Annotated in this window: 23 protein-coding genes and 1 pseudogene; 9 read left to right on the plus strand and 15 right to left on the minus strand. The window is 71.5% G+C overall.

Annotated elements, in window-relative coordinates:
• Positions 1 to 210 precede the first annotated feature (210 nt).
• The 4 genes from ACIBI9_RS49780 (at position 211) to ACIBI9_RS49795 (ending at position 2,945) form a co-directional block, all read left to right on the plus strand.
• Positions 211 to 903, plus strand: a complete 693-nt coding sequence (locus tag ACIBI9_RS49780) for a GntR family transcriptional regulator (protein WP_397233950.1) — start codon at positions 211 to 213, stop codon at positions 901 to 903.
• Positions 896 to 2,053, plus strand: a complete 1,158-nt coding sequence (locus ACIBI9_RS49785) for an MFS transporter (protein ID WP_397233952.1) — start codon at positions 896 to 898, stop codon at positions 2,051 to 2,053. Before ACIBI9_RS49780 ends, ACIBI9_RS49785 begins: the two co-directional genes overlap by 8 nt.
• Positions 2,054 to 2,066: 13 nt before the next feature.
• Positions 2,067 to 2,537: a ribonuclease E activity regulator RraA gene (rraA, locus tag ACIBI9_RS49790; protein WP_397233954.1), complete on the plus strand. Its 471-nt coding sequence runs from the start codon at positions 2,067 to 2,069 to the stop codon at positions 2,535 to 2,537.
• Between the two features lie 114 nt (positions 2,538 to 2,651).
• A complete protein-coding gene (locus ACIBI9_RS49795; protein WP_397233956.1) occupies positions 2,652 to 2,945 on the plus strand; it encodes a hypothetical protein in 294 nt (97 codons plus the stop codon).
• A gap of 7 nt (positions 2,946 to 2,952) precedes the next feature.
• Here ACIBI9_RS49795 and ACIBI9_RS49800 read toward each other — a convergent pair whose 3' ends face one another.
• The 4 genes from ACIBI9_RS49800 to ACIBI9_RS49815 all read right to left on the minus strand — a co-directional run bounded on the left by ACIBI9_RS49800 (position 2,953) and on the right by ACIBI9_RS49815 (position 7,791).
• Positions 2,953 to 3,861, minus strand: a complete 909-nt coding sequence (locus tag ACIBI9_RS49800; RefSeq protein ID WP_397233958.1) for a hypothetical protein — start codon at positions 3,859 to 3,861, stop codon at positions 2,953 to 2,955.
• A gap of 94 nt (positions 3,862 to 3,955) precedes the next feature.
• The gene (locus ACIBI9_RS49805) at positions 3,956 to 4,507 is read right to left on the minus strand and encodes a hypothetical protein (RefSeq protein WP_397233960.1); all 552 of its coding nucleotides are present in this window, start codon (positions 4,505 to 4,507) and stop codon (positions 3,956 to 3,958) included.
• A 322-nt stretch (positions 4,508 to 4,829) separates the two neighbouring features.
• On the minus strand, positions 4,830 to 6,851 hold the full coding sequence (locus tag ACIBI9_RS49810) for a beta-galactosidase (RefSeq protein WP_397233962.1): 2,022 nt from the start codon (positions 6,849 to 6,851) through the stop codon (positions 4,830 to 4,832).
• A gap of 1 nt (position 6,852) precedes the next feature.
• The gene (locus tag ACIBI9_RS49815) at positions 6,853 to 7,791 is read right to left on the minus strand and encodes a PmoA family protein (RefSeq protein WP_397233964.1); all 939 of its coding nucleotides are present in this window, start codon (positions 7,789 to 7,791) and stop codon (positions 6,853 to 6,855) included.
• A gap of 247 nt (positions 7,792 to 8,038) precedes the next feature.
• On the opposite strand from ACIBI9_RS49815, the gene ACIBI9_RS49820 reads away from it, so the two are divergent.
• Positions 8,039 to 9,049, plus strand: a complete 1,011-nt coding sequence (locus ACIBI9_RS49820; RefSeq protein WP_397233966.1) for a LacI family DNA-binding transcriptional regulator — start codon at positions 8,039 to 8,041, stop codon at positions 9,047 to 9,049.
• Positions 9,046 to 9,498, plus strand: a complete 453-nt coding sequence (locus tag ACIBI9_RS49825) for an NUDIX hydrolase (RefSeq protein ID WP_397233968.1) — start codon at positions 9,046 to 9,048, stop codon at positions 9,496 to 9,498. Before ACIBI9_RS49820 ends, ACIBI9_RS49825 begins: the two co-directional genes overlap by 4 nt.
• On the opposite strand, the gene ACIBI9_RS49830 is transcribed toward ACIBI9_RS49825, so the two are convergent.
• Both ACIBI9_RS49830 and add read right to left on the minus strand, forming a co-directional pair.
• Entirely contained in the window at positions 9,495 to 9,752 is a 258-nt protein-coding gene (locus ACIBI9_RS49830; protein WP_397233970.1) for a hypothetical protein, read from the minus strand. The two genes, ACIBI9_RS49825 and ACIBI9_RS49830, sit on opposite strands and share 4 nt — an antisense overlap.
• Before the next feature lie 102 nt (positions 9,753 to 9,854).
• Positions 9,855 to 10,808: an adenosine deaminase gene (gene add, locus ACIBI9_RS49835; protein ID WP_397233972.1), complete on the minus strand. Its 954-nt coding sequence runs from the start codon at positions 10,806 to 10,808 to the stop codon at positions 9,855 to 9,857.
• 65 nt (positions 10,809 to 10,873) lie between these two features.
• Here add and ACIBI9_RS49840 point away from each other — a divergent pair, with 65 nt between their 5' ends.
• On the plus strand, positions 10,874 to 11,614 hold the full coding sequence (locus ACIBI9_RS49840) for an alpha/beta fold hydrolase (protein ID WP_397233974.1): 741 nt from the start codon (positions 10,874 to 10,876) through the stop codon (positions 11,612 to 11,614).
• Here the strand turns inward: ACIBI9_RS49840 and ACIBI9_RS49845 are convergent.
• The 5 genes and pseudogenes from ACIBI9_RS49845 to ACIBI9_RS49865 form a co-directional block, all read right to left on the minus strand.
• Positions 11,611 to 12,369 carry a class I SAM-dependent methyltransferase gene (locus ACIBI9_RS49845; RefSeq protein WP_397233976.1) on the minus strand — a complete coding sequence of 253 codons (759 nt, stop codon included), beginning with the start codon at positions 12,367 to 12,369 and terminating at the stop codon, positions 11,611 to 11,613. The two genes, ACIBI9_RS49840 and ACIBI9_RS49845, sit on opposite strands and share 4 nt — an antisense overlap.
• Positions 12,370 to 12,457: 88 nt before the next feature.
• Positions 12,458 to 13,408, minus strand: a pseudogene (locus ACIBI9_RS49850) (RNA polymerase sigma factor); the annotation flags it as partial.
• 203 nt (positions 13,409 to 13,611) lie between these two features.
• Complete coding sequence (locus tag ACIBI9_RS49855; protein ID WP_397233979.1) at positions 13,612 to 13,932, minus strand: hypothetical protein; 321 nt, start codon at positions 13,930 to 13,932, stop codon at positions 13,612 to 13,614.
• 73 nt (positions 13,933 to 14,005) lie between these two features.
• On the minus strand, positions 14,006 to 15,436 hold the full coding sequence (locus tag ACIBI9_RS49860) for a wax ester/triacylglycerol synthase family O-acyltransferase (protein ID WP_397233981.1): 1,431 nt from the start codon (positions 15,434 to 15,436) through the stop codon (positions 14,006 to 14,008).
• Between the two features lie 25 nt (positions 15,437 to 15,461).
• Positions 15,462 to 16,508 (minus strand): winged helix DNA-binding domain-containing protein, encoded by a 1,047-nt coding sequence (locus tag ACIBI9_RS49865; protein WP_397233983.1) that lies wholly within the window; start codon positions 16,506 to 16,508, stop codon positions 15,462 to 15,464.
• A 9-nt stretch (positions 16,509 to 16,517) separates the two neighbouring features.
• On the opposite strand from ACIBI9_RS49865, the gene ACIBI9_RS49870 reads away from it, so the two are divergent.
• The gene (locus ACIBI9_RS49870; RefSeq protein ID WP_397233985.1) at positions 16,518 to 17,696 is read left to right on the plus strand and encodes a cysteine desulfurase-like protein; all 1,179 of its coding nucleotides are present in this window, start codon (positions 16,518 to 16,520) and stop codon (positions 17,694 to 17,696) included.
• A gap of 59 nt (positions 17,697 to 17,755) precedes the next feature.
• Here ACIBI9_RS49870 and ACIBI9_RS49875 read toward each other — a convergent pair whose 3' ends face one another.
• Together ACIBI9_RS49875 and ACIBI9_RS49880 are read right to left on the minus strand one after the other, a co-directional pair.
• Positions 17,756 to 18,070 carry a hypothetical protein gene (locus ACIBI9_RS49875; protein ID WP_397233987.1) on the minus strand — a complete coding sequence of 105 codons (315 nt, stop codon included), beginning with the start codon at positions 18,068 to 18,070 and terminating at the stop codon, positions 17,756 to 17,758.
• Between the two features lie 89 nt (positions 18,071 to 18,159).
• Positions 18,160 to 18,876, minus strand: a complete 717-nt coding sequence (locus ACIBI9_RS49880) for a BTAD domain-containing putative transcriptional regulator (RefSeq protein WP_397233989.1) — start codon at positions 18,874 to 18,876, stop codon at positions 18,160 to 18,162.
• Between the two features lie 140 nt (positions 18,877 to 19,016).
• Here ACIBI9_RS49880 and ACIBI9_RS49885 point away from each other — a divergent pair, with 140 nt between their 5' ends.
• Positions 19,017 to 20,672, plus strand: a complete 1,656-nt coding sequence (locus ACIBI9_RS49885; protein ID WP_397233991.1) for an acetolactate synthase large subunit — start codon at positions 19,017 to 19,019, stop codon at positions 20,670 to 20,672.
• Positions 20,673 to 20,678: 6 nt separating this feature from the next.
• Here ACIBI9_RS49885 and ACIBI9_RS49890 read toward each other — a convergent pair whose 3' ends face one another.
• Both ACIBI9_RS49890 and ACIBI9_RS49895 read right to left on the minus strand, forming a co-directional pair.
• The gene (locus tag ACIBI9_RS49890) at positions 20,679 to 21,236 is read right to left on the minus strand and encodes a hypothetical protein (RefSeq protein WP_397233993.1); all 558 of its coding nucleotides are present in this window, start codon (positions 21,234 to 21,236) and stop codon (positions 20,679 to 20,681) included.
• Positions 21,237 to 21,445: 209 nt separating this feature from the next.
• On the minus strand, positions 21,446 to 23,068 hold the full coding sequence (locus tag ACIBI9_RS49895; protein WP_397234043.1) for a SulP family inorganic anion transporter: 1,623 nt from the start codon (positions 23,066 to 23,068) through the stop codon (positions 21,446 to 21,448).
• Positions 23,069 to 23,148 lie beyond the last annotated feature (80 nt).

The following is a 23,148-nucleotide window of genomic DNA, read 5'->3' on the forward strand; positions in this document are numbered from 1 at the left end:
AGCGACGCGTCCAGCTGGCGGATGAGTTTCTCCGACCCGGCCGCCGCCGGGCGGCGTCGATCGTCGCGGAGTCATCGGCCATGGGGTCGTAACGCGCGAAGCCGGCCGCATAACCTATAACGCGCAGGACCAGAGCATCAAAGGGGGTATTCGCTTACAAGAGTGGCTGACGGTGTAGGTTATAACCGTCAGCGACGAGACAGGACAGTGATGGGCGAATCGGCGGCCGAGCTCTACACGACGAAGGCGGACTACGCCTACCTGCGCGTCAAGGAGCTGATCCTTTCCGGCCAGCTGGCCCCCGGCTCCGTCATCGCCCAGGCCCAGCTGGCCCGCGACATCGGCATCAGCACCACTCCCCTGCGCGAGGCGCTGCGCCGGCTCAAGAGCGAGGGGCTGGTCGAGCTGGACGCCCACCGCGACGCCCGCGTCGCGCCGCTGGCCGCCGAGGAGGCCCGCGACCTGCTCGAACTACGCCGCTCCCTCGACCCCCTCGCCGTCGCGCTGGCCGCAGAACGCCGTACCAAGGCCGACATCGCCGCCATGCGCGCCGCCCACAAGGGCCTCGAACCCCTGCCCGGCAACCCCGCCTACGAGCAGCTCGTCGCCCACCGCAAGTTCCACGCCGCCCTCTACTCCGCCTCCCACAACGACCTGCTCATCCAGACCCTGGACAGCCTGTGGGACAAGGCCGACCGCTACCGCCGCCTCGCCCTGGAGGTGGAGCGCGGCCAGGCGGCCCGCGATCGCAAGGCCGCCGAGCACGAGGCCCTGCTGGAGTACGTGATCGCGGGCGACGCGGAGTCGGCCGCGACCGTCATGCGCGAGCACATCGACACCAGCCTGGGCGCCCAGGCCGCCTGGCGCCTGCGCAAGCACCAGCAGGACGAGGTAGATGCCTGACGCCTGGCATCGGCACGCGGTCCTGCTCGCCCACTCCACCGGCACCCAGGTGATCACCTTCGTGCTGCGTCCCACCATGTCGTACCGCGCGATCGAGCTCGACGTGCCCACGGCCTGGCTCGGGGTGCTCGGCGCCAGCTTCGCCATCGCGCCGCTGCTGCTGGCCCTGCCCGCCGGCCACGCCGCCGACCGGTACGGCGAGCGCCGCATGGCCGTGGCGGGCGCGCTCCTGCTCACCGCCTCCGCCGTCGCGTTCACCGCGTTCGGCCACACTGTCCCCGGCCTGGTCGCGGCCGGGATCCTGCTCGGCACCGGCCACCTGGGCAGCGTGATCGCCCAGCAGGCCCTGGTCGCCAACACCACCGAGCACGGCCGCCACGACACCGCGTTCGGCCACTACACCTTCGCCGCGTCCCTCGGCCAGGCCGCCGGCCCGCTCATGATCAGCCTGCTCGGCGGCGACGGCTCCATCCCCGACACCGGACGCATCTTCGCCTGGTCGTGCGGCCTCGGCGTGCTCCTCCTCGCGCTGTCCGTGCTGCTCCCGCGGAGCGGTCCGGCCGCCCGGACCCGGGCCGAGAGCGGGGACCTGCGCTCGCTGCTGCGCCTGCCCGGCCTCGCGCACGCCCTGCTGACCAGTTGCGTGGTGCTGTCCGCGGTCGACATCACGCTGGCGTACCTGCCCGCGCTCGGCACCGAGCACGGCCTGACCGCGAGCGCCGTGGGCCTGCTGCTGACCGTTCGCGGCGTCGCCTCCATGGCCTCGCGCTTCTTCCTCGGCCACCTCGCCCGCCTCGTCGGCCGGCGCAGGCTGCTGGTCGGCAGCACCCTCGCCGCGGCCGTCGCCATGCTGCTCACGCCCGTGTCCATGCCGCTGTGGGCGCTGGCCGCGCTGCTGCTGGTCGCAGGGTTCGGGCTGGGGGTGGGACAGCCGCTGACCATGTCGTGGCTGGCCGAGTCCGCCCCCGCCGGGATGCGCGGCCGGGCCATGTCCCTGCGCCTGGTCGGCAACCGTACCGGCCAGTTGTTCATCCCCGGCGCGGCCGGGCTCGTGGCCGCCGGGCTCGGCGCCGGCGGCGTGCTCCTCGTCACCGCGCTCAGCCTCGGCTGGGCCGGCGTGGCCGCCCGGCGGCTTCCCGTCGATCCATAGGAAGGGTTCCACCATGACCGTTGCCACCGCAGACCTGTACGACGAGCGCGGCGACCAGCTCGGCTCCTGCGACCTGCAGCTCCGCCAGTACGGCGGCCGGCGCTCCTTCAGCGGCACCGTCGTCACGGTCCGGTGCCACCAGGACAATGTCCTGCTCAAGTCCGTCCTGTCCGAGCCCGGCGAGGGCCGCGTCCTGGTGGTGGACGGCGGCGGCTCCCTGCACACCGCTCTCATGGGCGACGTCATCGCGGGCATGGCGGTCGCCAACGGCTGGGCCGGCGTGGTCATCCACGGCGCGGTCCGCGACGTCGCCGCCCTGCGCGAGCTCGACCTGGGCGTCAAGGCCCTCGGCTCCAACCCCCGCAAGAGCGCCAAGGAGGGCGGCGGCGAGCGCGACGTCCCCGTCACCTTCGGCGGCGCCACCTTCCGTCCGGGCGCCGAGCTGTTCAGCGACGACGACGGGATCCTCGTCACGCTCCGCTGATCGATCGGTCGGCGGACCTTGCGCCGGCCGGCCGCCATGGCCGAGCCTTGCCCTCATGACCTTGGACGCGGAGACGGCGGCCGCCATCGACGAGTACCGCCGCAGGAGACGTCCGTGAGCAAGGTGGTCACGCACCGGTGCGTCGCTCCTGCCGTCCACGGTGGGGATGCCCGGCCGTGGAGGTGCTCCGGCTGCGGCCAGTTGTGGGAGCCGCTCCCCCCGCCGCCGGTGCGGCGCCCCGAGCGCCACTCCGAGGCCCCGAACCGCAGGTCCGGCATAGCGGCCGGCACGTCGATGGGGGCGCTCTGCCTGGCGGCCATCGCGGCTTCGAAGATCCTCACCGTCGCGTTGTGCGCGATCGCCGTACTGGGGCTCTTCTGGTCGTACCGGTGGGAACGCCGCAGGTGAGGCGAGGTCAGGGGCCCTCGACGGGCAGGAGGGGGCCGGTGAGGGGCTCGTCGCGGTCGCAGGTCAGCTCGCCGTCCCGCACCCGCAGCCGGGCGGCCTGGACCGACGAGCGGCGGCCACCGCCCGGGTGGGTGAAGTAGAAGATCACCGCCTCCTCCTCCCCCGTCACCACGACGTCCGCGTGGTGGCCGAACCCGTCGTCTTCCGGGCGCGTGCCCGGAAGGTCGAGGATGAGGCCCCGCGGCTCCCAGACGTCGAGGTCGTCCGAGACCAGCACGCGCTGGCCGCGCCACTCGTCGACGATCATCCAGTGCCGGCCGCCGAGCGTGAACACGTTCGGCCCCTCGTGCGCGGAGAGCGTCACGGCGGGGCCGCGGACCTGCCAATGGTGCAGGTCCGCGCTGTCGGCGGCCCAGGTGTGCGAGCCGTCGGCCTCGTCCTTGTACCAGAGCCGGTGGCCGCCGCCGGGCAGCGCGGCCACGCAGGCGTCGATCACGTACGGGGAGGACAGGCCGAGGGTGGAGCGGAACGTCCACCGGACGAGGTCGGGGCTGGTGTAGTGGCGGATGTGGCGTTCGTGCCCCGGCCACGCCTCGGGGACGCCGCGGATGACGCTGACGTACATGTGGTACGTCTCGCCGTCGTCGACGATCTCCGGCGCCCAGTACGTGTGCCGCCCCCACTCGGTGTCGAGACCCTCGATCGTCCCCCGGTAGAGCCAGGTCGCGCCCCCGTCCGCCGATGACGCGACGCCGAGGTCGGTGCCGTGCACCCAGCTCACGTCCCCCAGCTCCGGGGCGCTCGCGCGGCGGCTGGTGTAGACGAGCCACCAGGCGCGCTCGGCCCGGTTCCAGATCAGGGTGGGGTCGGTGGCACCGTCGTGCACGGGGTCGCGGTAAAGCGGCCGGGAGCTCATCTGGTCCTTCCACGGGCGGTAGATCGTTCGCAAACGATACCGGCACGCGAAAAGGGCACCCCTGGTCAGGGGTGCCCTTGGGGGGAAGGGGAGCTCAGTTCGCGGGGAGCTTCACCGACACCGGCTGGACGGCCGGGCTGGTGTCCTTCTCGGCCCAGGCGCCGGTGGAGTAGGCGACCGGGTAGTTCTTCTTGCCGACGCCGCCGCCCCACTTGGTCACGACGTATTCGATCTTGATGTGGCCGGCGCCGCCGACGCCGTCCACGGCCAGGGTGTCGGGGTTGAACGTGCCGCCGGTCAGCTCGGCGAACGTCTTGGCGTCCAGGTCGAGCATGACACCGCTGTTGGAGGGGTTGCCGGGACCGCGGTCACCGACGAAGAAGGGGAGCTTCTTGCCCTTGTAGATGACGTAGCCCTCGGTCATGAGCGGCCAGCTCGGGCTGGCGGCCAGACCCTTCTGCATGGGCTTGCCGGCGGCGGGCAGACCGGTGTCACCCGCGCGGCCGGAGGAGTCGTCCCAGAAGTACGACGCGGTGGTCGAGCCCTGGAGCACGGCCTTCTGGGTGATCGTGCTGCCGGCCTCGGCGTCAGCGTGCGCCGCGGGCGAGCCGACGGCCATGGCGGTCAGCACGGAGGCGGTGAGCATGGCGATAGAGTGCAGGCGAGCAGACATGAGTAGGCGGAGTCCTTTGTTAGGCGACAGGGCAGTACGCTCTTGACTCACGTAGCCGGGCATGGCGCCGTAGAGGCGGTACGTGGAGCGTGAATCCAACCAGAGGGATTCCGGTCGAGTGGTACCTTCCACGTTGGTAAGGTCCAGGTCACTCGCCGGTAACGACTACCAAGCTACCCCTCAAAACGGACAAAGGCAAACATAACCCCATGAAACGGACATAGATCTACGTTCGGGGTTAAGCCTTAAGTCAAAGCCCCGGCGGGCAGCGGGTCCGCCGGGGCATACATCGGGATTACGCGCGGGCGCGCCGGATCACCGCCGCCCCCAGCGGGGCCAGCTCGACCGGGCCCGACACCGCCTGCCCGGTGAGCAGGTCCGTCCCCTCCCCCTCGAACGGGACGGACGCGCTCAGCTCGCCGCTGTGGTTGAGCAGGAACACGTATTCGTGCTCCTCGTCCCCCCGTACGGCGCACTCCACGTGGGCGGGCGCCTGCGGGAACGGCGACCGGACGCCCGCCGCCGACACGGCCGCGAGCAGTTCGGCGTCGAAGGCCGCCTGTTCCAGGAGGGTGGCGAAGTAAACCACGCGCCCGGCGCCGAAGCGGTTCTCCACCACGGCGGCCCGGCCGGCCAGCAGGCCGTCGCCGTAGGTGGCCAGGGCCGTGCCGGTCTCCAGGTGCAGGTCGTCACGCCACCACGTGGAGGTCGCCCGACGGCCGTCGGCGAACTCCACGGAGAAGACCTCGTGCGGCCGCGCCGGCCAGTACTCGTCCACCTTGGCCCCGATGAGCTGCCGGAACGCGCCCGGGTAGCCGTCCGGCCGTACCCGGTTGCACTCGTCGACCACGCCGGAGAAGAACGACATGACGACCGTCCCGCCGTTCTCGGCGAACTCGGTGATCCGCCGCACGCCCTCGTCCCCGATCAGGTACGCGTTCGGCACCACCAGCACCTTGTACCCGTCCAGCGAGGACGACGCGGACACGACGTCCACCGGGTAGTCGTTCGACCACAGCGGCGTGTAGTGCCGCATGACCGTGTCCGGGTAGCTGAGGTCCTGGCGCGGCAGCCCCGCGGTCTCCTCCAGCCCCCACCAGCCGTCCCAGTCGAACAGGATCGCGATCTCGGCCCGCGAGGTCGTCCCCGCCACGGGAGCGAGCAGCTTCATCTCCCGTCCCAGGTCCACGATCTCCCTGAACGTGCGCGAGTCCGGCCCGGAGTGCGGCAGCATCGCCGAGTGGAAGCGCTCCTGCCCCCCGCGGCTCGCCCGCCACTGGAAGAACATCACCGAGTCCGCCGCCCGCGACACCGCCTGCAGCGAGCCGAGCCGCATCCGGCCGGGCTCCTTGACGATGTTGAGCTGCCACTGGCTGACCGCGCTGGCCGCCTGCTCCATGAGCAGCCACGGCTGCCCGCCCTTGAGCGAGCGGAACAGGTCGTACTGGAAGGCCGCCGACACGTGCGAGTCGGCGTCGGCGGGGTTGGGGTAGATGTCGAGCGCGACCGCGTCCTCCTCGGGCGCCCACTTCCAGTAGTCGGCGTGCTTGAAGAAGCGCATGAAGTTCGTCAGGACCGGGATGTCGTCGCGGAAGGAGCGGACGATGTCCCGTTCGGCGATGTAGCACTCGAGGAGGGCGTCGGAGGTGAAGCGCTTGAAGTCGAGCCGGCGGGCCGGGTTCATCCAGGTGCGCGGGATGTGCGGCACCTCGACCTGGTCCCAGTCGGTGTAGCTCTGGCTCCAGAAGCGGGTGTACCACGCCTCGTTCAGGGTCTCCAGGTCGCCGTAGCGGCGCTGCAGCCAGCGCCGGAAGTTGACCGAGGCGGCCTCGTTGTACGCCGTGGGCCCGTACTCGTTGGAGATGTGCCACATCGCCAGCGCCGGGTGGAAGGAGTAGCGCTCGGCGAGCTTGGTGGTGATGTTCGCCGCGTACTCGCGGTAGATGGGCGACGACGGGTCGTAGTGCAGCCGGTTGCCGAACCCGAACCGCTCCCCGTCGGCCATGACCGGGAACACCTCGGGGTGCAGGTGGGTGAGCCAGACGGGCGGGGCCGCCGTCGGGGTCGCCAGGTTGACGCTGATGCCGTTCTCGTGGAGGAGGTCCATGATCTCGTCCAGCCAGCCGAACTCGTACTTGCCCGGCTCCGGCTCCAGGGACGCCCACGCGAAGACGCCGAGGGAGACGATGTTGACGCCGGCCTCACGCATGAGCTGGACGTCCTCCCGCCACACGGCGGGGTCCCATTGCTCCGGGTTGTAGTCGCCACCGTAGGCGAAGCCCCCGATACGGTTCCTGAAAGCGTCCAAGCGAGACATTTCACTGCTCCTGTAGGGATGGGAGGATCCTCGACGTGATCCCGGCGGTCGCCGCGGCCACGCGGGCCGCGCCGTCCGGGCCGGTGTCGCCGTCGGCGAAGGTGACCGCGTACCGGAAGGCCAGCGACGCCCCAGGCTCCACGGGGCGTACGACGTCGAAGAACGGGGCGGGGCAGACGCAGGCGTACATCCCGCTGCGCACGAACCACTGGACCTGCTCGGCGCCGGAGTCGTCCACGAACACGAGCGTGGAGGCCGCGTCGTCCTCGTCGTGGTCGCCGGCGTAGGCGAGCCACCGGCCGCGCTCGCCCATCAGCTCGTCGCCGCCCTGGCGCCCCTCCATGTAGACGCGCCCGTCGCTGAACGACCGGGGCCCGCGCCAGAACAGCCCGCCGTACCCGGCGTTGGGCCGCCCCTCGGTCGTGGGGCTGCCGATCGGGACGGTGGCGCCGGAGACGTTGGTGAACTCGGTGGCGTAGGCCAGCGTCCAGCCGTCGCCCCCGACGAGCGCGCCGAAGGTCCGGCGCTCGGTGAACCACGGCTCGCCGGTGCTGGCCACCCAGGTCAGCGACTCGCGTACGGTGACGCGGTCCTCGCCGGCGTCGATCGCGTCGAAGCCGGTGTGGACGATGGCGCCGTTGTTGTCCTCCTGCACGTAGCCGCGCCCGCGCACGTACGTGACGCCGCCCCAGAAGTTCTGGGCGCCGACGTTGGGCAGTGACCAGGCGATGCCCTTGTGCCAGACGTGGTCCCAGGGACGGTAGAGCGACACGAGGCGCCCTGACAGGGTGCGCAGCGGGTGGAAGTACGGGCGTGGGGACTCCAACTGCCGGTCCCACGGGCCGTAGACGTACCGGAACAGGTCCACCCCGTCGTAGGTGAGCGTCAGGCCGCGGCCGCGCTCGTCGGTGAGGCGCAGGCTCCTGGTCGGCTCGGTCATCAGGCGCCCTTCTCTGGCTCGTCGAGCGACATGTCCGCGAGCAGTTCCTCGACCCGGTTCATACACCCCTCGCCGCCGGAAAGTTTCTGGCACACTTTCCGAAAAATAACCGTGACATTGCCGAAGGGTTACGGTAGGCTCGGGCCTGCAGCGATGTCAACAGCGCCGATGGGGTAGCAGTCTGCTCCAGGTCAGCGGGCAACCTGCGACTTTGAGGTTTTTCCGAAAGTTGCAACTCGGAGGTCCTGTGGCTCGAGCAACGTTGGCGGACGTCGCCGCCGCTGCCGGAGTGTCCGTGCCGACGGTCTCCAAGGTCCTGAGCGGGAAGAAGCACGTCTCCACCGCCACCAGAGACAAGGTGCTCGAAGCGGTCAGAGCCTTCGGATACGAGGCCCCGCGCCCGCCGAGCACTCCCCGGGCCGGTCTCGTCGACCTGCTCATAGACGGGCTCGGCTCCCCGTGGGCCCAGGTGCTCATCAGGGGCGCGGAGCAGGCGGCCGCGCGGTGGGGATTCTCGCTCGTGGTGACCTCGTCCGCACGGGCCGACTTCGACCTGCGGCGCTGGATCGGGATCGTGCGCAAGCGCAGCACCGACGGCATCGTGCTGGTGCTGTCGCGGGCCAACCAGGAGGAGATCTCGGCCATCGAGGAGCTCCTGCACGTGCCGCTGGTGCTGCTCGACCCGGTGGGCAAGCGCGACCCGCGCATCTCCACCGTCGGCGCCACCAACTGGTCGGGGGGCGTCATGGCCACGACCCACCTGCTGGAGCTGGGGCACACCAGGATCGGCTTCATCGGCGGGCCGCTCGACACGCAGTGCACGCTCGACCGGTACGAGGGTTACCTGGCGGCGCACCGTACGTTCGGGATCGACCCCGATCCCGGGCTGACCCGTTACGGCGACTTCCTGATCTCCGGCGGCAGGGAGTTCGGGGCCGACCTCCTCGACCGCCCCGACCGGCCCACGGCCATCTTCGCCGGCTCCGACATGCAGGCGGCCGGCGTCTACCAGGCGGCCACCGAGCGCGGGATCCGGGTGCCAAGCCAGCTGTCCGTGGTCGGCTTCGACGACTCCACCTGGTGCGAGATGATGTCGCCGCCGCTCACCACGGTCCGCCAGCCGCTCGACGACATGGCCAACGAGGCGGTCCGCCTCATCTCGGAGGAGCTGACTCATCCGAGGGGCCCGGTCGGGACGCGCATAGAGCTTGCCACCAGCCTCGTCGTCCGCAGCAGCACCACCGCTCCCGCCTCGTGATCGTCACCAGGGAGCTGCGCGTGGCCGCGTACGCGATCTGCGTCGACGACGGCCGGATCCTCCTCGCGCGCTGGGTCGACCCCTCCGGCGAGCGGCACTGGACGCTCCCGGGCGGCGGCATCGAGCACGCCGAGGACCCGGTGGACGCCGCGATCCGCGAGGTGGAGGAGGAGACCGGCTACACGGTGGCGATCGAGACCCTGCTGGGCATGAGCACCCTGCACTGCCGCTACCCCCGGGGCGAGGGCCGCGAGGCGGACTTCCACGGCCTGCGCATCGTCTACGAGGGCCGCGTCACCGGTGGCACCCTCCGCCACGAGGTCGGCGGCAGCACGGACCGGGCCGCCTGGGTGCCCCTCGGCGAGGTGGCCGGCCTCGAGCGGTCCGAGGTGGTGGACATCGGCCTGGAGCTCCACCGCGTACGGCCCCGCGACGGGCGGCTGGCCTAACCGGACAGGACGAGGGCGCCGCAGAACACGAGGAACAGCGCCACGCCCAGGCCGCGCTGCCGCCGGGAGGCGCCCGGCGCGGTCACCAGGGCGGCGAACGGGTAGGCCAGCACCGGCACGAGCCAGCGCCCCACCTCCCACGCCTCGACGAACGGCCCGATGCACCCGAAGTGCCCGCATTGGGAGGGGTCCGCCAGCGCGGTCGCGAGCAGCGCCCACCCGAAATGCAGGAACGGCAGAATCGCTCCGGCCACCCCCGCGACGACCACCCGCTCGGGCAGCCGCTAAGCCACGGACGGAGTGCCGGCCTTCGATAAGTCCATGCCTCACAGCTTCTCACCCGCACAGGCGGGCGGTCAGCCGCACTCGGCGGCCAGCCAGGCGTCCACCTCCGCGTGGAGCCGCGCCTTGACGGGCTGGGGCGCGAACGACGCGTCGATCGAGGCCCGGGCCAGGTCCGCCAGGTCCGCGTCGCCGTACCCGAACACCTCCCGCAGCCGGGCGTACTCGTCGGCCAGGGCCGTCTCCCCGTCCGTGTTGATCGTGACCGCCAGCCCCGCCTCCCTCAGCCGGGGCAGCGGGTGCTCGGGCAGGGAGGGGACGAGCCCGAGCATGACGTTGGAAGTGGGGCAGACCTCCAGCGGGATCCCGCGATCGCGCACCTCGGCCACCAGGTCGGCGTCGTCCAGCACCCGGATGCCGTGTCCGAGGCGCTCGGCGTGCCCCAGGGAGAGCGCCTCGCGGATGCTGGCGGCCCCGGCGGCCTCACCCGCGTGGTGCACCAGGTGCAGCCCCGCGTCCCTGGCCGCGTCGAACACCTCCGCGAACGGCGCCAGCGGGTGGCTCTCGTCGCCGGCCAGCCCCAGGCCGATCACCCGGTCGTAGCGGCCGGCCAGCTTGAACGTGCGCCACAGCCGCTCCACCGGCCGCCGCCTGGAGTGGTCGAGCAGCACGTTGTACTCGATCCCGTACCTGGACGAGCCCTCGTCCAGCCCTTCGAGCACCGCCTCCAGCGGCATCTCCGGCTCCCCCACCCGCTCCCCGTGGGAGGCGGCGGTGAAGGTCACCTCGACGTAGCGGGTGCCCTGGGCGGCCTCGTCCTCGCAGAACTCCACCGCGATCCGCCGGAAGTGCTCGGGCGTGCGCAGCAGGTCCCGCACCCGCGCCCGCTCGTCGCCGAACTCCCTGAAGCTCGCGAACAGCTCGCTGCGCTCGGGCCTCCCGCCCAGGTCGCGCACGGTCCCGGGCCGTACGGTGCTCTCCAGGTGAACATGCAGGTGGGCCTTGGGCAGCGCCCGTACGTCTCTCACTCCTGACACATTAAAGGAGGGCTCAGATCGTATGCAGCCGGATATTCGCGGCGTACGGTCGGGGAATGACCCTTGTGCTGGTTCACGGCGTCCCTGAGACGTCCGCCGTCTGGGACCCACTCCGCGCGGCCCTGAGCCGCCAGGACGTGCGGGCGCTCCGGATGCCCGGCTTCGGCTGCCCCCGGCCGGACGGGTTCTCCGCCACGAAGGAGGAGTACGTGGCGTGGCTGGCCGGTGAGCTGGAGGAGATGGCGGGCGACGAGATCGACCTGGTCGGCCACGACTGGGGCGGCGGCCTGGTGGTGCGCCTGGTCAGCACCCGTCCCGACCTCGTGCGTACGTGGGCCTCGGACGCCGCCGGCCTCGGCCATCCCAGCTTCGAGTGGCACGACCTGGCCAGGCTGTGGCAGACGCCCGGAGCCGGCGAGGAGTTCTTCGAGCAGCTGCTGGCCACGCCCCTGGAGGAGCGGGCCAAGGGGTTCGAGGGCTTCGGCGTGCCGTTCGAGCACGCCCTGGAGATCGCGGCCGCCGTCGACCAGGTCATGGCCGACAGCATCCTGGCCCTCTACCGGTCGGCCGTGCGCGTGGGAGAGGAGTGGTCGCCCGCGTTCGCGGACATCCCCAGGCCGGGTCTGGTGATCGTTCCCGAGGGCGACGCGTTCCTGGTGCGGAGCGTGGCGGAGGAGAGCGCGGCGAGGGCGGGCGCCACCGTGGCCGAGCTGCCGGGGCTCGGCCACTGGTGGCTGCTCCAGGATCCGGCGAGCGGCGCGGCCAGGCTGGAGGAGTTCTGGGAGGCGGCCCGTTAACCCTTGGTGATGCGGATCTTCGACTGCTTGTGCGGCCCGCGCTCCCAGTCGTCCATGAACGTGGCCCGCAGCCCGTACTTGGCGGCCAGCGCCACCAGCGTCTCGGTGCGGTAGTAGAAGTCCTCCCGCAGCACCTGGTGCTCCTTGCCCTCGGTGCGGTCGAAGGTGAAGTCGAACCAGGCGGCCGGTTTCATGACCCGCCCCACGTGGGCGAAGCACTCCTCGATAACGTGCAGCGGCGAGTGCGAGAACACGCTGTGCGCGTGGACGACGTCGAAGTGCTCGCCGGGCAGGAAGGCGAAGCGCAGGTCGCGGACGGGCGTGAGGTGGGGCAGCTTGTGGTTGAGCCCGTGCTCGACGATCGTGTCCTGGGCCGCCATGAGGATGTCGGGCGAGATGTCGACGCCGTAGTAGTTTCCGGTGTGCAGGTAGTCGATGAACAGCCGTCCGGCGCGCAGGTTGCCGCACCCGATCTCCAGCATCCGGCATTCCGGCTTGAGCCCGTGCTCGACCAGGTAGTCGAACTGCATGCGCCCCAGCGCCAGCCACCGTCTGTGCGTGTGCGAGCCGACCGCGCCCTCGGGGTCCCGCGCGGTGTCGGACTTCATGACGGCCCGGTAGTAGGCGATGTGGTCGGGCGAGCGCAGCCGGAGCCAGGTGTCGCGGGTCAGCCGCCGCAGGTGCGGCACGATCCGGTCCGGGTTCTTGAGCGCGTACGTGAGTTGGTGGACGAGGCTCGTTCGGGCGCGTTTCACGCCTGGGAATCTAGGACAGCCCGCATGCCCCTCACAGGTCCGTGGCGACAGTCTTGGGTCTCCGTTTGCGCAGCCTTTCAGTCACGGGTCAGCTCAGGTAGTCGCGCAGCGCCAGGGATCGGGACGGATGGCGGAGCTTGGACATCGTCTTGGCCTCGATCTGCCGGATGCGCTCGCGGGTGACGCCGTAGATGCGGCCGATCTCGTCGAGGGTCATCGGCTTGCCGTCGTTGAGGCCGTAACGCATGCTGATCACGCCCGCCTCGCGCTCTGAGAGCTGGTCGAGCAGGGCGTGCAGCTGCTGCTGGAGCAGCGTGAACGAGACCGCGTCGGCCGGGGAGACGGCCTCGGTGTCCTCGATGAGGTCGCCGAACTCGCTGTCGCCCTCCTCGCCCAGCGGCGTGCTCAGGGAGATCGGCTCGCGGCCGTATCCCTGGACCTCGACGACGCGGTCGACGTCGAGCTCGCACTCCTTGGCCAGCTCCTCGGGCGTGGGCTCGCGGCCGAGGTCGGTCTGCAGGCGGCGCTCCATCCGCGCGACCTTGTTGATCAGCTCGACCATGTGCACGGGGATGCGGATCGTCCGGGCCTGGTCGGCCATGGCCCGGGTGATGGCCTGCTTGATCCACCACGTGGCATACGTGGAGAACTTGTAGCCCAGCCGGTAGTCGAACTTCTCGATCGTCCGGATCAGGCCCAGGTTGCCCTCCTGGATCAGGTCGAGGAAGAGCATGCCGCGGCCGGTGTAGCGCTTGGCGATGGAGACGACCAGCCGCAGATTGGCCTCCAGCATGCGCCGCTTGGCGACCTCGCCGTCCTCGGCGATCCACTCCAGATCGGCGCGCAGCTCGGCGGCCATGCACGGCTCGGTCTCGAGCCGCTCCTGCGCGAACAGCCCGGCCTCGATGCGCTTGGCCAGGTCGATCTCCTGCTCGGCGGTGAGCAGCGGCACGCGGCCGATCTCCTTCAGATAAGCCTTGACCGAGTCGGCGCCGACGGCCGCGCCACCGTCGGCGACGTTGTCGTCGAGTTCGAGAACCTCTGCTGCTTCGGACAAAACACACTCCTCGCTCGCTTTGGACACACGACGCTTGAAACGCGGGGACCTACGACGTGGGGGCTGGAACCATCGGCACCTCGGGTCTGAGGGAACGGCGAAGACGGGAGACCTGGCAGGTCCCCTCCTTCCAAGCTACCCAACTGTGACCGTCAGTGGCCCCAGCCGACCGTCCGGCGGGCGTGTCAGCGCGTCAGGGACTCCACGTATGTGGCGGCCTCCGTCAGCAGGCCGCGCCAGACCTCCTCGTCCGGCGTGCGCAGGGCCACCCACTCCCGCATCCGCCGGGCCGCCATGACCATCTCATCGGCCGTGCCCTCGCTCACCAGCTCGGCCGCCCGCGCGGCGGGGAGCTTGAGCACGACCCGCTGGTCCTTGGAGAAGAACGCGAACACCTTGCCGTTGACCTTGAGGCCCTCGGAGTGGAACATCCGCCCCAGGCTCACCTCGGGGCGCACGAGCTGCTCGGTGACCAGATCGTCGTAGAGCTCCCGGGTGGTCGACATGCGCTGCTCCCTTCCTCGCCGTCTCAAGATGCCACATGCCACCGACAGTTCCTGAGACGAGAAAGGCCGGGAGCTAGTGCGGCAGGGTCGCTTCCGCGTGGAGCAGGTCGTCGAGGGCCGCCCGCAGGTCGGCGGCCAGTTCCCAGGCGTCCGGCACCATCTTCCTGTCGGTGACGACCCCGATGTCGAGGGAGCCGTCGTAGGAGAAGGCGGTGATGTTCACGCCGCCGCTCACGTCCGTGATCACCGACACCGGGTAGTGGGTCAGCAGCCGCGCCCCGCACACGTACAGGGGGAACTGCGGGCCGGGCACGTTGGAGACGGCCACGTTGATCGGCGGCGCGGTCTGCCCGACCAGCGAGAAGGCCGAGCGGGCGGCCAGCCCCATGAGCGCGGCCGGCATCGACTCGCTGAACTCGCGCAGCCAGCGCGCGGGCGCCAGCGAGAACCGGTCCTTGATCCGCTGCATGGCGTGCCGCACGTGGTGCAGCCGGGCGACGGGATCCTCGACGTGCACGGCCAGCGGCGCCGTCATGATCGCCACCTGGTTGCCGGGGCCCTCCACCCCGGCCGCGCGCAGAGAGAACGGCACCCCCGCCACCAGCGGCTGGTGCGGGACGCCGCCGTGCCCGGCCAGCCACGTACGCAGCGCGCCCGCGCACACCGCCATGACCACGTCGTTGACGGTGACCCCGAACGCCTTGCGCACCCGCTTGATCTCCTCCAGCGGCAGCGACACGAACGCGAAGCGCCGGTGCGCCGACACGGGACCGCTGAACGGCGTCCTCGGCGCGGGCAGCGCCGGCAGTTCGGGAGCCTGCCCGGCCCCGGCCAGCCGCCGGGCGAGCGAGGAGACGACCTGGCTGCCCGGGATCCAGGACACGACGGGGATCTCGTCCAGGTGCGGGACGGCCCTGGCGGCGAAGCGCAGGGCGAGCGCGGGGTTACCGGCCAGCCGGGCCAGCCCGCGCGCCACCATCTCCGCGGCCCCGGGAGGCGGGGCGTCCCGTGAGGGCTCTTCGGCGGGCGGCGGCGCGGGCGTCGGGCTGAGGTCCAGGAGAGCGGCCAGCACGTCGGCGCCGCCGATCCCGTCCACGGCCGCGTGGTGGATCTTGGTGTAGAGACCCATCCGCCCGCCGGGCAGCCCGTGGATCAGGTAGATCTCCCACAGCGGCCGGCTGCGGTCCAGCCGCCGGGCGTGCAGCCGCGAGACCTGGTCGGCGAGCTGCCGGTCGTCGCCCGGCGGCGGCAGGCCGATCTCGCGTACGTGGTAGTCGAGGTCGAGATCGTCCTCCTGCATCCAGTACGGGTGATCCAGCCCGAACGGCACGGGGGCCAGCTTGCGCCGCAGCGCGGGCACGTACGGCAGCCGCCGCTCGAGCAGGGCCTGGAGGTCGGCGCGGTTGAGGTCGCCGTCGAGGATGGCCAGGCCGGCGATGTTGGCGATGTTCGTCGCGGTCTCGAAATGGAGAAACTGCGCGTCCAGGGCGGTCAACTGGGCCATAGGTGACACCTCCGCCCTGAACCAATCAGACTCCGTCGGTCACTTCAAGGGACGGCACCGCGTCGGGCTCGGCGAAGGCCAGGAGCCGCAGCCCCTCCTCCTCCAGCGTGTCGAGAGAGGTCGAGGTGAACGGGCTGATGAGCAGCGTGGCCTTCTTCGCGGTGCGCTTGATCTGCCATGTCCCGGCCGCGAAGCCGTCCACCAGGTAGACCGCCCTCACCCGGAGGTTCTTGGTGGCGACCCGGCCCTTGAACTCGTCGGCCAGCACGCGGGTGCGGTCAGCGTGGCCCAGGACCAGGGTGTCGAAGTCGGGCAGGAACCGCACGGGGGCGGGCACGTCGCCGCCCGGCCGCGGCGCGCCCGGCAGGTCGTACAGCTCCCTTCCCGTGAAGTCCGAGAGCCTTTCCATCTCCATTCCGGACATGACGCGCTTGAGGCCGCCCAGCCCTGACCAGGTCTGCACGTCGGCGGGGGTCGCCGGGCCGAACGCGGAGAGGTAGCGCTCGATCAGCGTCTCCACGCCGGCGGGCTCCAGGGCGATGCCGGGCAGCGCGAACGCGGACTCGCGCGGGAAGCTCCACCGGTCCTCCGTCGGCACCATGATCAACGGGGTGAGCATGCGTACGGCGTATCCGAGCGCCCGGTCGTACGCGCCGGGGAACTCCTCCTGCAGCCTGGGCCGCAGCTCGTTGAAGGTCATGGGCCCCGCGGCCAGCAGCCGGTCGGCGGCGGCCACGACCGCGTCGAAGTCGACATCGTCGAAGCGGCGCGCGGCGGCGGCCAGCACGGGCCGCACCACCGGGCGGAACGCGGCGAAGTCCGCCGCGGTCACCAGGTGCAGCGTGGCTCGCCACATGGTGGCCCGCACCAGCGTGCGGGCGTGCAGCGCCGCGTGCAGGTCGTCCCGCGCGAACCCCGCCAGCCGGGACCACACCCCCAGGTACGGCGGCCGCGGCTCCTGCGCCTGCAGGCCGACCAGCCGGTGCACGACGTCGGCCACGTCACCCTCGTGCCGGGCGAGAAGGTGCTGACGGGCCAAAGTGGCCCGGTTGAGGTCTCTGAGGGTGAGCATTTACCTATCATGCCTTTCCCTATTGAATTGGTACGTTCCGCCTATCCCGCGCTGGAAGACGGCTTCGCCTACCTCGACGGCGCGGCCGGCACCCAGACCCCGCAGCCGGTGATAGACGCCGTCTCCTCCGCCTACCGGACCGGGATCGGCAACGTCGGCGGCGCCTTCCCCGCCAGCGACCGCTCCGGCGCCATCGTGGCGGACTGCCGCGCCGCCGTGGCGGACCTCGTCGGCGGCCACCCGGACGGCGTGGTGCTCGGCCCGAACATGACCACGCTGACCTACCGCCTGGCCAGGGCGATCGCGGGGCCGGGCGACGAGGTCGTGGTCTCCAGGCTGGACCACGACGCGAACGTCCGGCCCTGGACCCAGATCGGCGCCACCGTGCGCTGGGCCGAGGTGGACCCGGTCACCGGGGAGCTGCCGGTGGAGCAGTACGCGGACCTGATCGGCGAGCGCACCAGGCTGGTCTCGGTGACGGCGGCCAGCAACATCCTCGGCACCCGTCCCGACGTGGCCGCCATCGCCGAGCTGGCGCACCGGGCGGGCGCGCTCGTGTACGTGGACGGCGTGCACGCCACCCCGCACGGCCCGGTGGACATGCGCGCCCTGGGAGCCGACTTCTACGCCACGAGCGCGTACAAGTGGTCGGGCCCGCACATCGGCGCGGTCGTGGCCGACCCGGCGCTGCTGGAGACGCTGCGGCCGGACAAGCTGGCCTCCTCCCCCGACACGGTGCCGCAGCGGTTCGAGACCGGTACGGCGGCCTTCGCCGACCTGGCCGGGGTGACGGCGGCCGTGGACCACCTGGCCGCCATGGTCCCGGGCACGGGCACCCGCCGCGAGCGCCTGCTGGCCTCGATGACCGCGGCGGAGGAGCACGAGCTGGCGCTGTTCGCGGTGCTGATCGAGGGGCTGGAGACGATGCCGCACGTCACGGTGTACGGCAAGCCGGCCAGACGCACCGCCACCGCCTACTTCAACGTGGCCGGGCACACCCCGCGCCAGGTGGCCGAGCACCTGGCCGGGCTCGGCGTGAACGTCTGGAACGGCCACAACTACGCCTGGGAGCTGACCGGCGCGCTCGGCATCCGCGACTCGGGCGGGGCGGTGCGCGCGGGCCTGGTCCACTACAACGACCGCTCCGACGTGGACCGCCTGCTCGACGGGGTGGCCCGCCTGGGCTGAAAAAGGGGTGGACCCCACCCCGCGGGCGCGGGTGGGGTCCAGCTCAGTGGCCGAGGGCGCTAGCAGCTGTGGTAGCCCGAGTTGTAACCGTCGGCGAACCCTCTCTGGTAGGGGCCGCCACCGGAGTACCTCAGGGTGTAGGGCTGCTTCTTCTTGCAGTCGTCGCGGCCGTCGGCGTAACCGGCCATGTGGCCCCTGTTGTAGGTGGCCTTCTTCTTCTTCTTGGGCGGCGCGATCGCGACGTGGGTGCTCGTCTGCGCGCTCGCCGCGGAGGTTTCCGCGAGCGCCTGGGCCGGCGAGGCGACCAGGGGGCTGAGAGTGACAGCGGTGAGAAGCGCTGGACCAGCCAGTATCAGGCTTTTCTTGATGCGCATTGCCGGTCTCCCTTCTGTCACCACCAGCGTGGAGGGGGTCGTGTCACCGCGCCGTGATGTCGGCGTGACCGGAGCGTGACCGGGATCGCTCAGCGGCTGCGCAGGCTGGCGACCAGCTCCTGCAATCTGGCGGTCGGCTCAATGCCGAGCTCGGCCCGCAGACTCTCCGCGTGGACCCGGAAATGGCGGATCGCCTCGGCCTGATTGCCCTCAGCGAGATGGGCCTCGATGAGCGCGGCGCACGCGCTCTCCCGCAGCGGGTCCGCGTGCGCGGCCACGCTCGCGGCCGTCACGGCCTCGGCGAACCGCCGCTGCCTGACGAAGATCGCCGACAGGGCCTCCAGGGCGTGCAGCCTCAGGTGGTGCCATTCGTCCGCGGCGGCCAGCACCCATTCCTCGTACCAGCCGGGCAGCAGGCCGTTGGCCAGCGTCTCGACGGACCCCGCGCAGACCACGGCCTCCTCGGCCTGGACCGTGGGGTCGATGAGGCGCTGCGCCAGCGCCCGGGCGTCGTCGAAGTCGACGCCGGTGTCCGGGGACAGCCCGATCTCGGTCGTCCCGACGTGCAGCAGCGCCCGCCCGACCTCGTCGAGGCGTTTCAGCGCGGAACGCAGGTTGGCGTGCGCGCGCCGCTCCGGCGCGTCGGGCCAGAGGGTGGTCGCCATCACGTTCCTGTGGACCGTCCTGCGGCTGATGGCGATGTACGCGAGCAGCCGCTCGGAGCCGTTGGAGACGGTGAGCTGCTCGTCGCCGGCCAGCAGCCGGAAACCGCCCAGAAGCGCGAGACGGAAAGGTCGCTCCACCATGCCCCCGGTCCCCTCCTGGTGCGAGATCAGTCCGGGGAGCCGCTGGTTAAATACCCGCTCGCGGGCCCGGGACACCGGAATGAACGGCGGCCTTACGGCGCTTGCACGGACGAAGTCGCTCAAGAAAGAAGGCGTGTCCCATGTCCACGCAGGCCGACGCGGCCCGGCTCATCGTGCAGGCGCTGGAGGCGGAAGGCGTCGAGTACGTCTTCGGCATCCCCGGCGAGGAGAACATCCACTTCGTCGACGCGCTCCAGGACTCCTCCATCCGCTACGTCCTCGTACGGCACGAGCAGGGCGCGGCGTTCATGGCCGAGATCTACGGCAGGCTGACCGGCAGGGCGGGAGTGGCCTCGGCCACGCTCGGCCCCGGCGCGATCAACCTGCAGCTCGGCGTGGCCGACGCCACCACCAACAGCACCCCGGTGGTGGCGATCAGCGCACAGGTCGGGCTCGACCGCATCTACAAGGAGTCGCACCAGGTGGTGGACCTGGTGTCGCTGTTCAGGCCGATCACCAAGTGGTCGGAGCTCGCGCCGTCGCCGCAGGCGCTGCCCGAGATGATCCGCAAGGCGTTCAAGACCGCCCAGACCGAGCGTCCCGGCGCCGTCTACCTCGCGATCCCCGAGGACGTCGAGTCGGCGCCGGTGCCCGACGACCTGCGGCCGCTCCCCGTCAACGTGGTACGTCCTCAAGACCCCTCCCCCGCGCAGATCGCCCGCGCGGCCGACGTGCTGGCCACCGCGCGCCGGCCGATCGTGCTGGCCGGGCACGGGGCCACGCGCGCGGGCGCCTCGCAGGCGCTGATCCGCTTCTCGGAGCGGCTCGGGCTGCCGGTGGCGACCACGTTCAACGGCAAGGGCGTCTTCCCCGACGACCACCGGCACGCGCTGGGCGCGGTGGGGTTCATGCGGCACGACTACGTGAACTTCGGGTTCGACGAGGCGGACGTGCTGATCAGCGTGGGGTACGAGCTGCAGGAGTTCGACCCTGTCAAGATCAACCCGCATCGCGACAAGAAGATCATCCACATTCACCAGTTCCCGGCCGAGGTGGACGACCACTATCCGGTGGCGGTCGGCGTCCAGGGGGACATCTCGCGATCGCTGCACGCGCTGGGAGACGCCGTGCACCGGCGCTTCGAGATCAACGGCACCGGCGAGAGGATCCGCCGCATGGTGCGGGAGGAGCTGGAGCAGGGGCGTTCGGAGGACGGGTTCCCGCTGTCGCCGCGCCGGATCGTGGCCGACGTCCGCGCGGCGATGGGGCGCGAGGACATCGTGCTGGCGGACACGGGGGCGGTGAAGATGTGGATGGCCCGCATGTATCCGACGTACGAGCCGAACACGATGCTGGTCTCCAACGGGCTGTCGTCCATGGGCTTCTCGGTGCCGGGGGCGCTGGCGGCCAAGCTGGCCTTCCCCCGCCGCCGGGTGCTGGCGGCGACGGGTGACGGGGCGTTCCTGATGAACTCGCAGGAGCTGGAGACCGCCGTGCGCGAGCGGATCCCGTTCGTGGTGCTGGTGTGGGAGGACGGCGCGTACGGGCTGATCGAGTGGAAGATGGACCTGGAGCTGGGGCGCGACTCCAACGTCACGTTCGGCAACCCCGACTTCGTCAAGTACGCCGAAAGCTTCGGGGCGCGCGGCTACCGGATCAGCCACGCGGACGAACTGCTGCCGACGCTGCGCAAGGCGCTGGCGGACGACGTGGTGTCGGTGATCGCGGTGCCGGTCGACTATTCGGCGAACCTGGAGCTGACCGACAAGCTCGGGGAGCTCACCGGTCCCTTCTGAGCGGGTTCACAGGCTCACCACGACGATGCCCGCGCCGAGCAGGAAGTCGAGGACCATGCAGAACTCCGCCATCGACCGCGCGACGACCTGCTTGGCCCGCCAGACGAGCAGGTCCTGCACGGCGTGGGCGATCAGCGCCGCCGCGACCAGGAAGCCACCGGCCTGGGGCGACAGGGTCAGCGCCAGCAATGCCGCCCCGCCGAATACCAGCATGGCCGGGACCTGCGCCGCCGTCAGCAACGGCCGGCGTAACAGCCCGCCCACCAGGCCGAGGACGATGAGGGAGATGGCACCGCCGATCAGGGCGGGCCAGGGATCGATCCCGAGCTGGTCCAGCACCACCCACGCCACGGTGCTGATGATGAACAGGGCCCAGACGGTGCCGGGCTTGCCGAGCACCGCCGTACCGAGGTAGATGAGCGCTGCCAGGAAGACCACGAACCCCAAGCTCCGGCCGTCCTCGAAGTCCAGGAGGGTGAGGGCGGCGAAGCCCAGCCCGAGCAGGGTGGGCCAGCGATGCGCGACGGCGGGCAGCGCGCGGGGAGGTTCGGAAGTCCGTGTCATGAGCCGAGTGTCGCCGGTGGGTCGACGGGGGGTACAGGTCTCGCGCGCTCCAGGTCCGAAATCTTGGTGAACCGGTCCTCATCCATGGCGCCCCACCTTCGGAGGGGAAGGGCGGGCATCCCTTCGGCGCTGCACGCACGGCCCGTACCCTGGGCCCCTCTCCCGTGGGGTGAGGTGCCTCCCCCGGTGGGTGGGGGAGGCGGGAGGGGTCAGCCGGCCAGGTGGGGGAGGACGCCCGTGTGGTGGAGGTGGTCGCGGGCGGCCGCGATGGCCTCGTCGGTGGTGGCGAACACCTGCCCCGCCTCGTCCAGCCGGGCGAGCACCCCGAGCGCCTCCAGCGGCTGGTGGTGGCCGTCCGGGATGCCCGAGACGTACACCATGATGCCCCGCCCCTCGAGCCGCTCGATCGCGTCGCCCAGGACGAGCGCGCCGCTGGCGTCGATGGTGGTGACGCGGGACATGCGCAGCACCACCACGGACACGTCCGTCACCTCCGACAGCTCCATCAGGAGGCGGTGGGCCGCGGCGAAGAACAGCGGCCCGGCCAGGCGGTAGGTGACGATGTGCTCGGCGAGCAGCGCGTGCTCGTCCTCGGTGTGATGGGGCTGCAGGTCGTGGCGGAGCGGCTCGGCGTCGAGGCGGGCGTTGCGCGCCATGGCGCGCAGGGCCAGCGCCCCCGCCACCACCAGGCCCAGGATGACGGCCGCCACCGTGTTGAGGGTCAGGGTGGCGACGGCGGTCAGCACCAGGACCACGGCGTCGGCCCGGGTGGACCTGAACATGGCCTTGACGGCGTCGGTGTCCACCATGCGCACCGACGTGGCCAGCAGGACCCCCGCCAGCGCGGCGAGCGGGATCCGGGCGACGAGCCCGGCGGCGGAGTAGACGATCGCGGCCAGGATGCCCGCGTGGGCCAGCGCCGCCAGCCGGGACTGGGCGCCGGAGCGGACGTTGACGGCGGTGCGGACGATGGCGCCCGTGCCGGGCATGCCGCCGAACAGCGGGGTGACGAGGTTGGCCACGCCCTGTCCGAACAGCTCCCTGTCGGGGTCGTGGCGACGTCCGGTGGTCATGCTGTCGGCGACGTTGGCTGACAGCAGCGACTCCAGCGCGGCCAGGGCGGCCACCGCGACGGCCGGGGCGATCAGGGACGGCAGCGCGCCCGGATCCAGGAACCCGAGCGACGGCGCGGGCAGCCCGGCGGGCAGGTCGCCGATCCTGGCCAGCGGCAGCGCGGCCGTCTCGGCGGCGACGGTGGCGATGGCCACGGCGGGCAGCGCGAACGGCAGGCTCGGCCGTACGCGTGCGGCCACCAGCACCACCGCGGCCACGGCCACGGCCACGGACGTGGCCCACCAGTGCGGGTGGGCGAGGAAGTCGAGGACGGCGTGCCAGGCCACGATCGCGACCTTATGGCTGTTTTCGGGCGGGACGCCGAGCGCCTGGGGCACCTGTTGCAGGCCGATCACGCAGGCGATGCCGACGGTGAAGCCCGCCACGACCGGAGCGGGGACCACGGCCATGTAGCGCCCGGCGCCGGTCAGCGCCAGCGCGACCAGCAGCAGCCCGGCCAGCACGCCGACCGTGAGCACGCCGGTGGGGCCGTGGGCGTCGACGATGGGCATGAGCATCACCGTCATGGCGCCGCTCGTGCCCGAGACCTGCAGGTCGGAGCCGCCGAGCAGGGCCGCCAGCGCTCCGGCGACGACGGCCGTGGCCAGCCCGGACGCGGCGCCCAGCCCGGAGGAGACGCCGAATCCGAGCGCCAGCGGCAGCGCGACGACCGCCACCGTGAGCCCGGCGAGCAGGTCCTGGCGGGGGCGGCGGCACATGGCGGCCAGCGACTCGCGTTGCGGCAGCACGGCACGCAGCCGCCCCCAGGCCAAGGTCAGCCCGCCGGTCACGAGCTGTT

Source organism: Nonomuraea sp. NPDC050451 (assembly GCF_044458585.1).

Coding starts and splice junctions, on each gene's coding strand:
- ACIBI9_RS49780 (WP_397233950.1), top strand. CDS start 211: ATGGGCGAATCGGCGGCCGAGCTCTACACGACGAAGGCGGACTACGCC.
- ACIBI9_RS49860 (WP_397233981.1), bottom strand. CDS start 15,436: ATGGCCCAGTTGACCGCCCTGGACGCGCAGTTTCTCCATTTCGAGACC.
- ACIBI9_RS49805 (WP_397233960.1), bottom strand. CDS start 4,507: ATGCTCACCGCCTCCGTGCTGACCGCCATGGCCGTCGGCTCGCCCGCG.
- ACIBI9_RS49840 (WP_397233974.1), top strand. CDS start 10,874: ATGACCCTTGTGCTGGTTCACGGCGTCCCTGAGACGTCCGCCGTCTGG.
- ACIBI9_RS49785 (WP_397233952.1), top strand. CDS start 896: ATGCCTGACGCCTGGCATCGGCACGCGGTCCTGCTCGCCCACTCCACC.
- ACIBI9_RS49880 (WP_397233989.1), bottom strand. CDS start 18,876: ATGGTGGAGCGACCTTTCCGTCTCGCGCTTCTGGGCGGTTTCCGGCTG.
- rraA (WP_397233954.1), top strand. CDS start 2,067: ATGACCGTTGCCACCGCAGACCTGTACGACGAGCGCGGCGACCAGCTC.
- ACIBI9_RS49800 (WP_397233958.1), bottom strand. CDS start 3,861: ATGAGCTCCCGGCCGCTTTACCGCGACCCCGTGCACGACGGTGCCACC.
- ACIBI9_RS49855 (WP_397233979.1), bottom strand. CDS start 13,932: ATGTCGACCACCCGGGAGCTCTACGACGATCTGGTCACCGAGCAGCTC.
- ACIBI9_RS49885 (WP_397233991.1), top strand. CDS start 19,017: ATGTCCACGCAGGCCGACGCGGCCCGGCTCATCGTGCAGGCGCTGGAG.
- ACIBI9_RS49895 (WP_397234043.1), bottom strand. CDS start 23,068: ATGTGCCGCCGCCCCCGCCAGGACCTGCTCGCCGGGCTCACGGTGGCG.
- ACIBI9_RS49875 (WP_397233987.1), bottom strand. CDS start 18,070: ATGCGCATCAAGAAAAGCCTGATACTGGCTGGTCCAGCGCTTCTCACC.
- ACIBI9_RS49865 (WP_397233983.1), bottom strand. CDS start 16,508: ATGCTCACCCTCAGAGACCTCAACCGGGCCACTTTGGCCCGTCAGCAC.
- ACIBI9_RS49870 (WP_397233985.1), top strand. CDS start 16,518: ATGCCTTTCCCTATTGAATTGGTACGTTCCGCCTATCCCGCGCTGGAA.
- ACIBI9_RS49890 (WP_397233993.1), bottom strand. CDS start 21,236: ATGACACGGACTTCCGAACCTCCCCGCGCGCTGCCCGCCGTCGCGCAT.
- ACIBI9_RS49810 (WP_397233962.1), bottom strand. CDS start 6,851: ATGTCTCGCTTGGACGCTTTCAGGAACCGTATCGGGGGCTTCGCCTAC.
- ACIBI9_RS49815 (WP_397233964.1), bottom strand. CDS start 7,791: ATGACCGAGCCGACCAGGAGCCTGCGCCTCACCGACGAGCGCGGCCGC.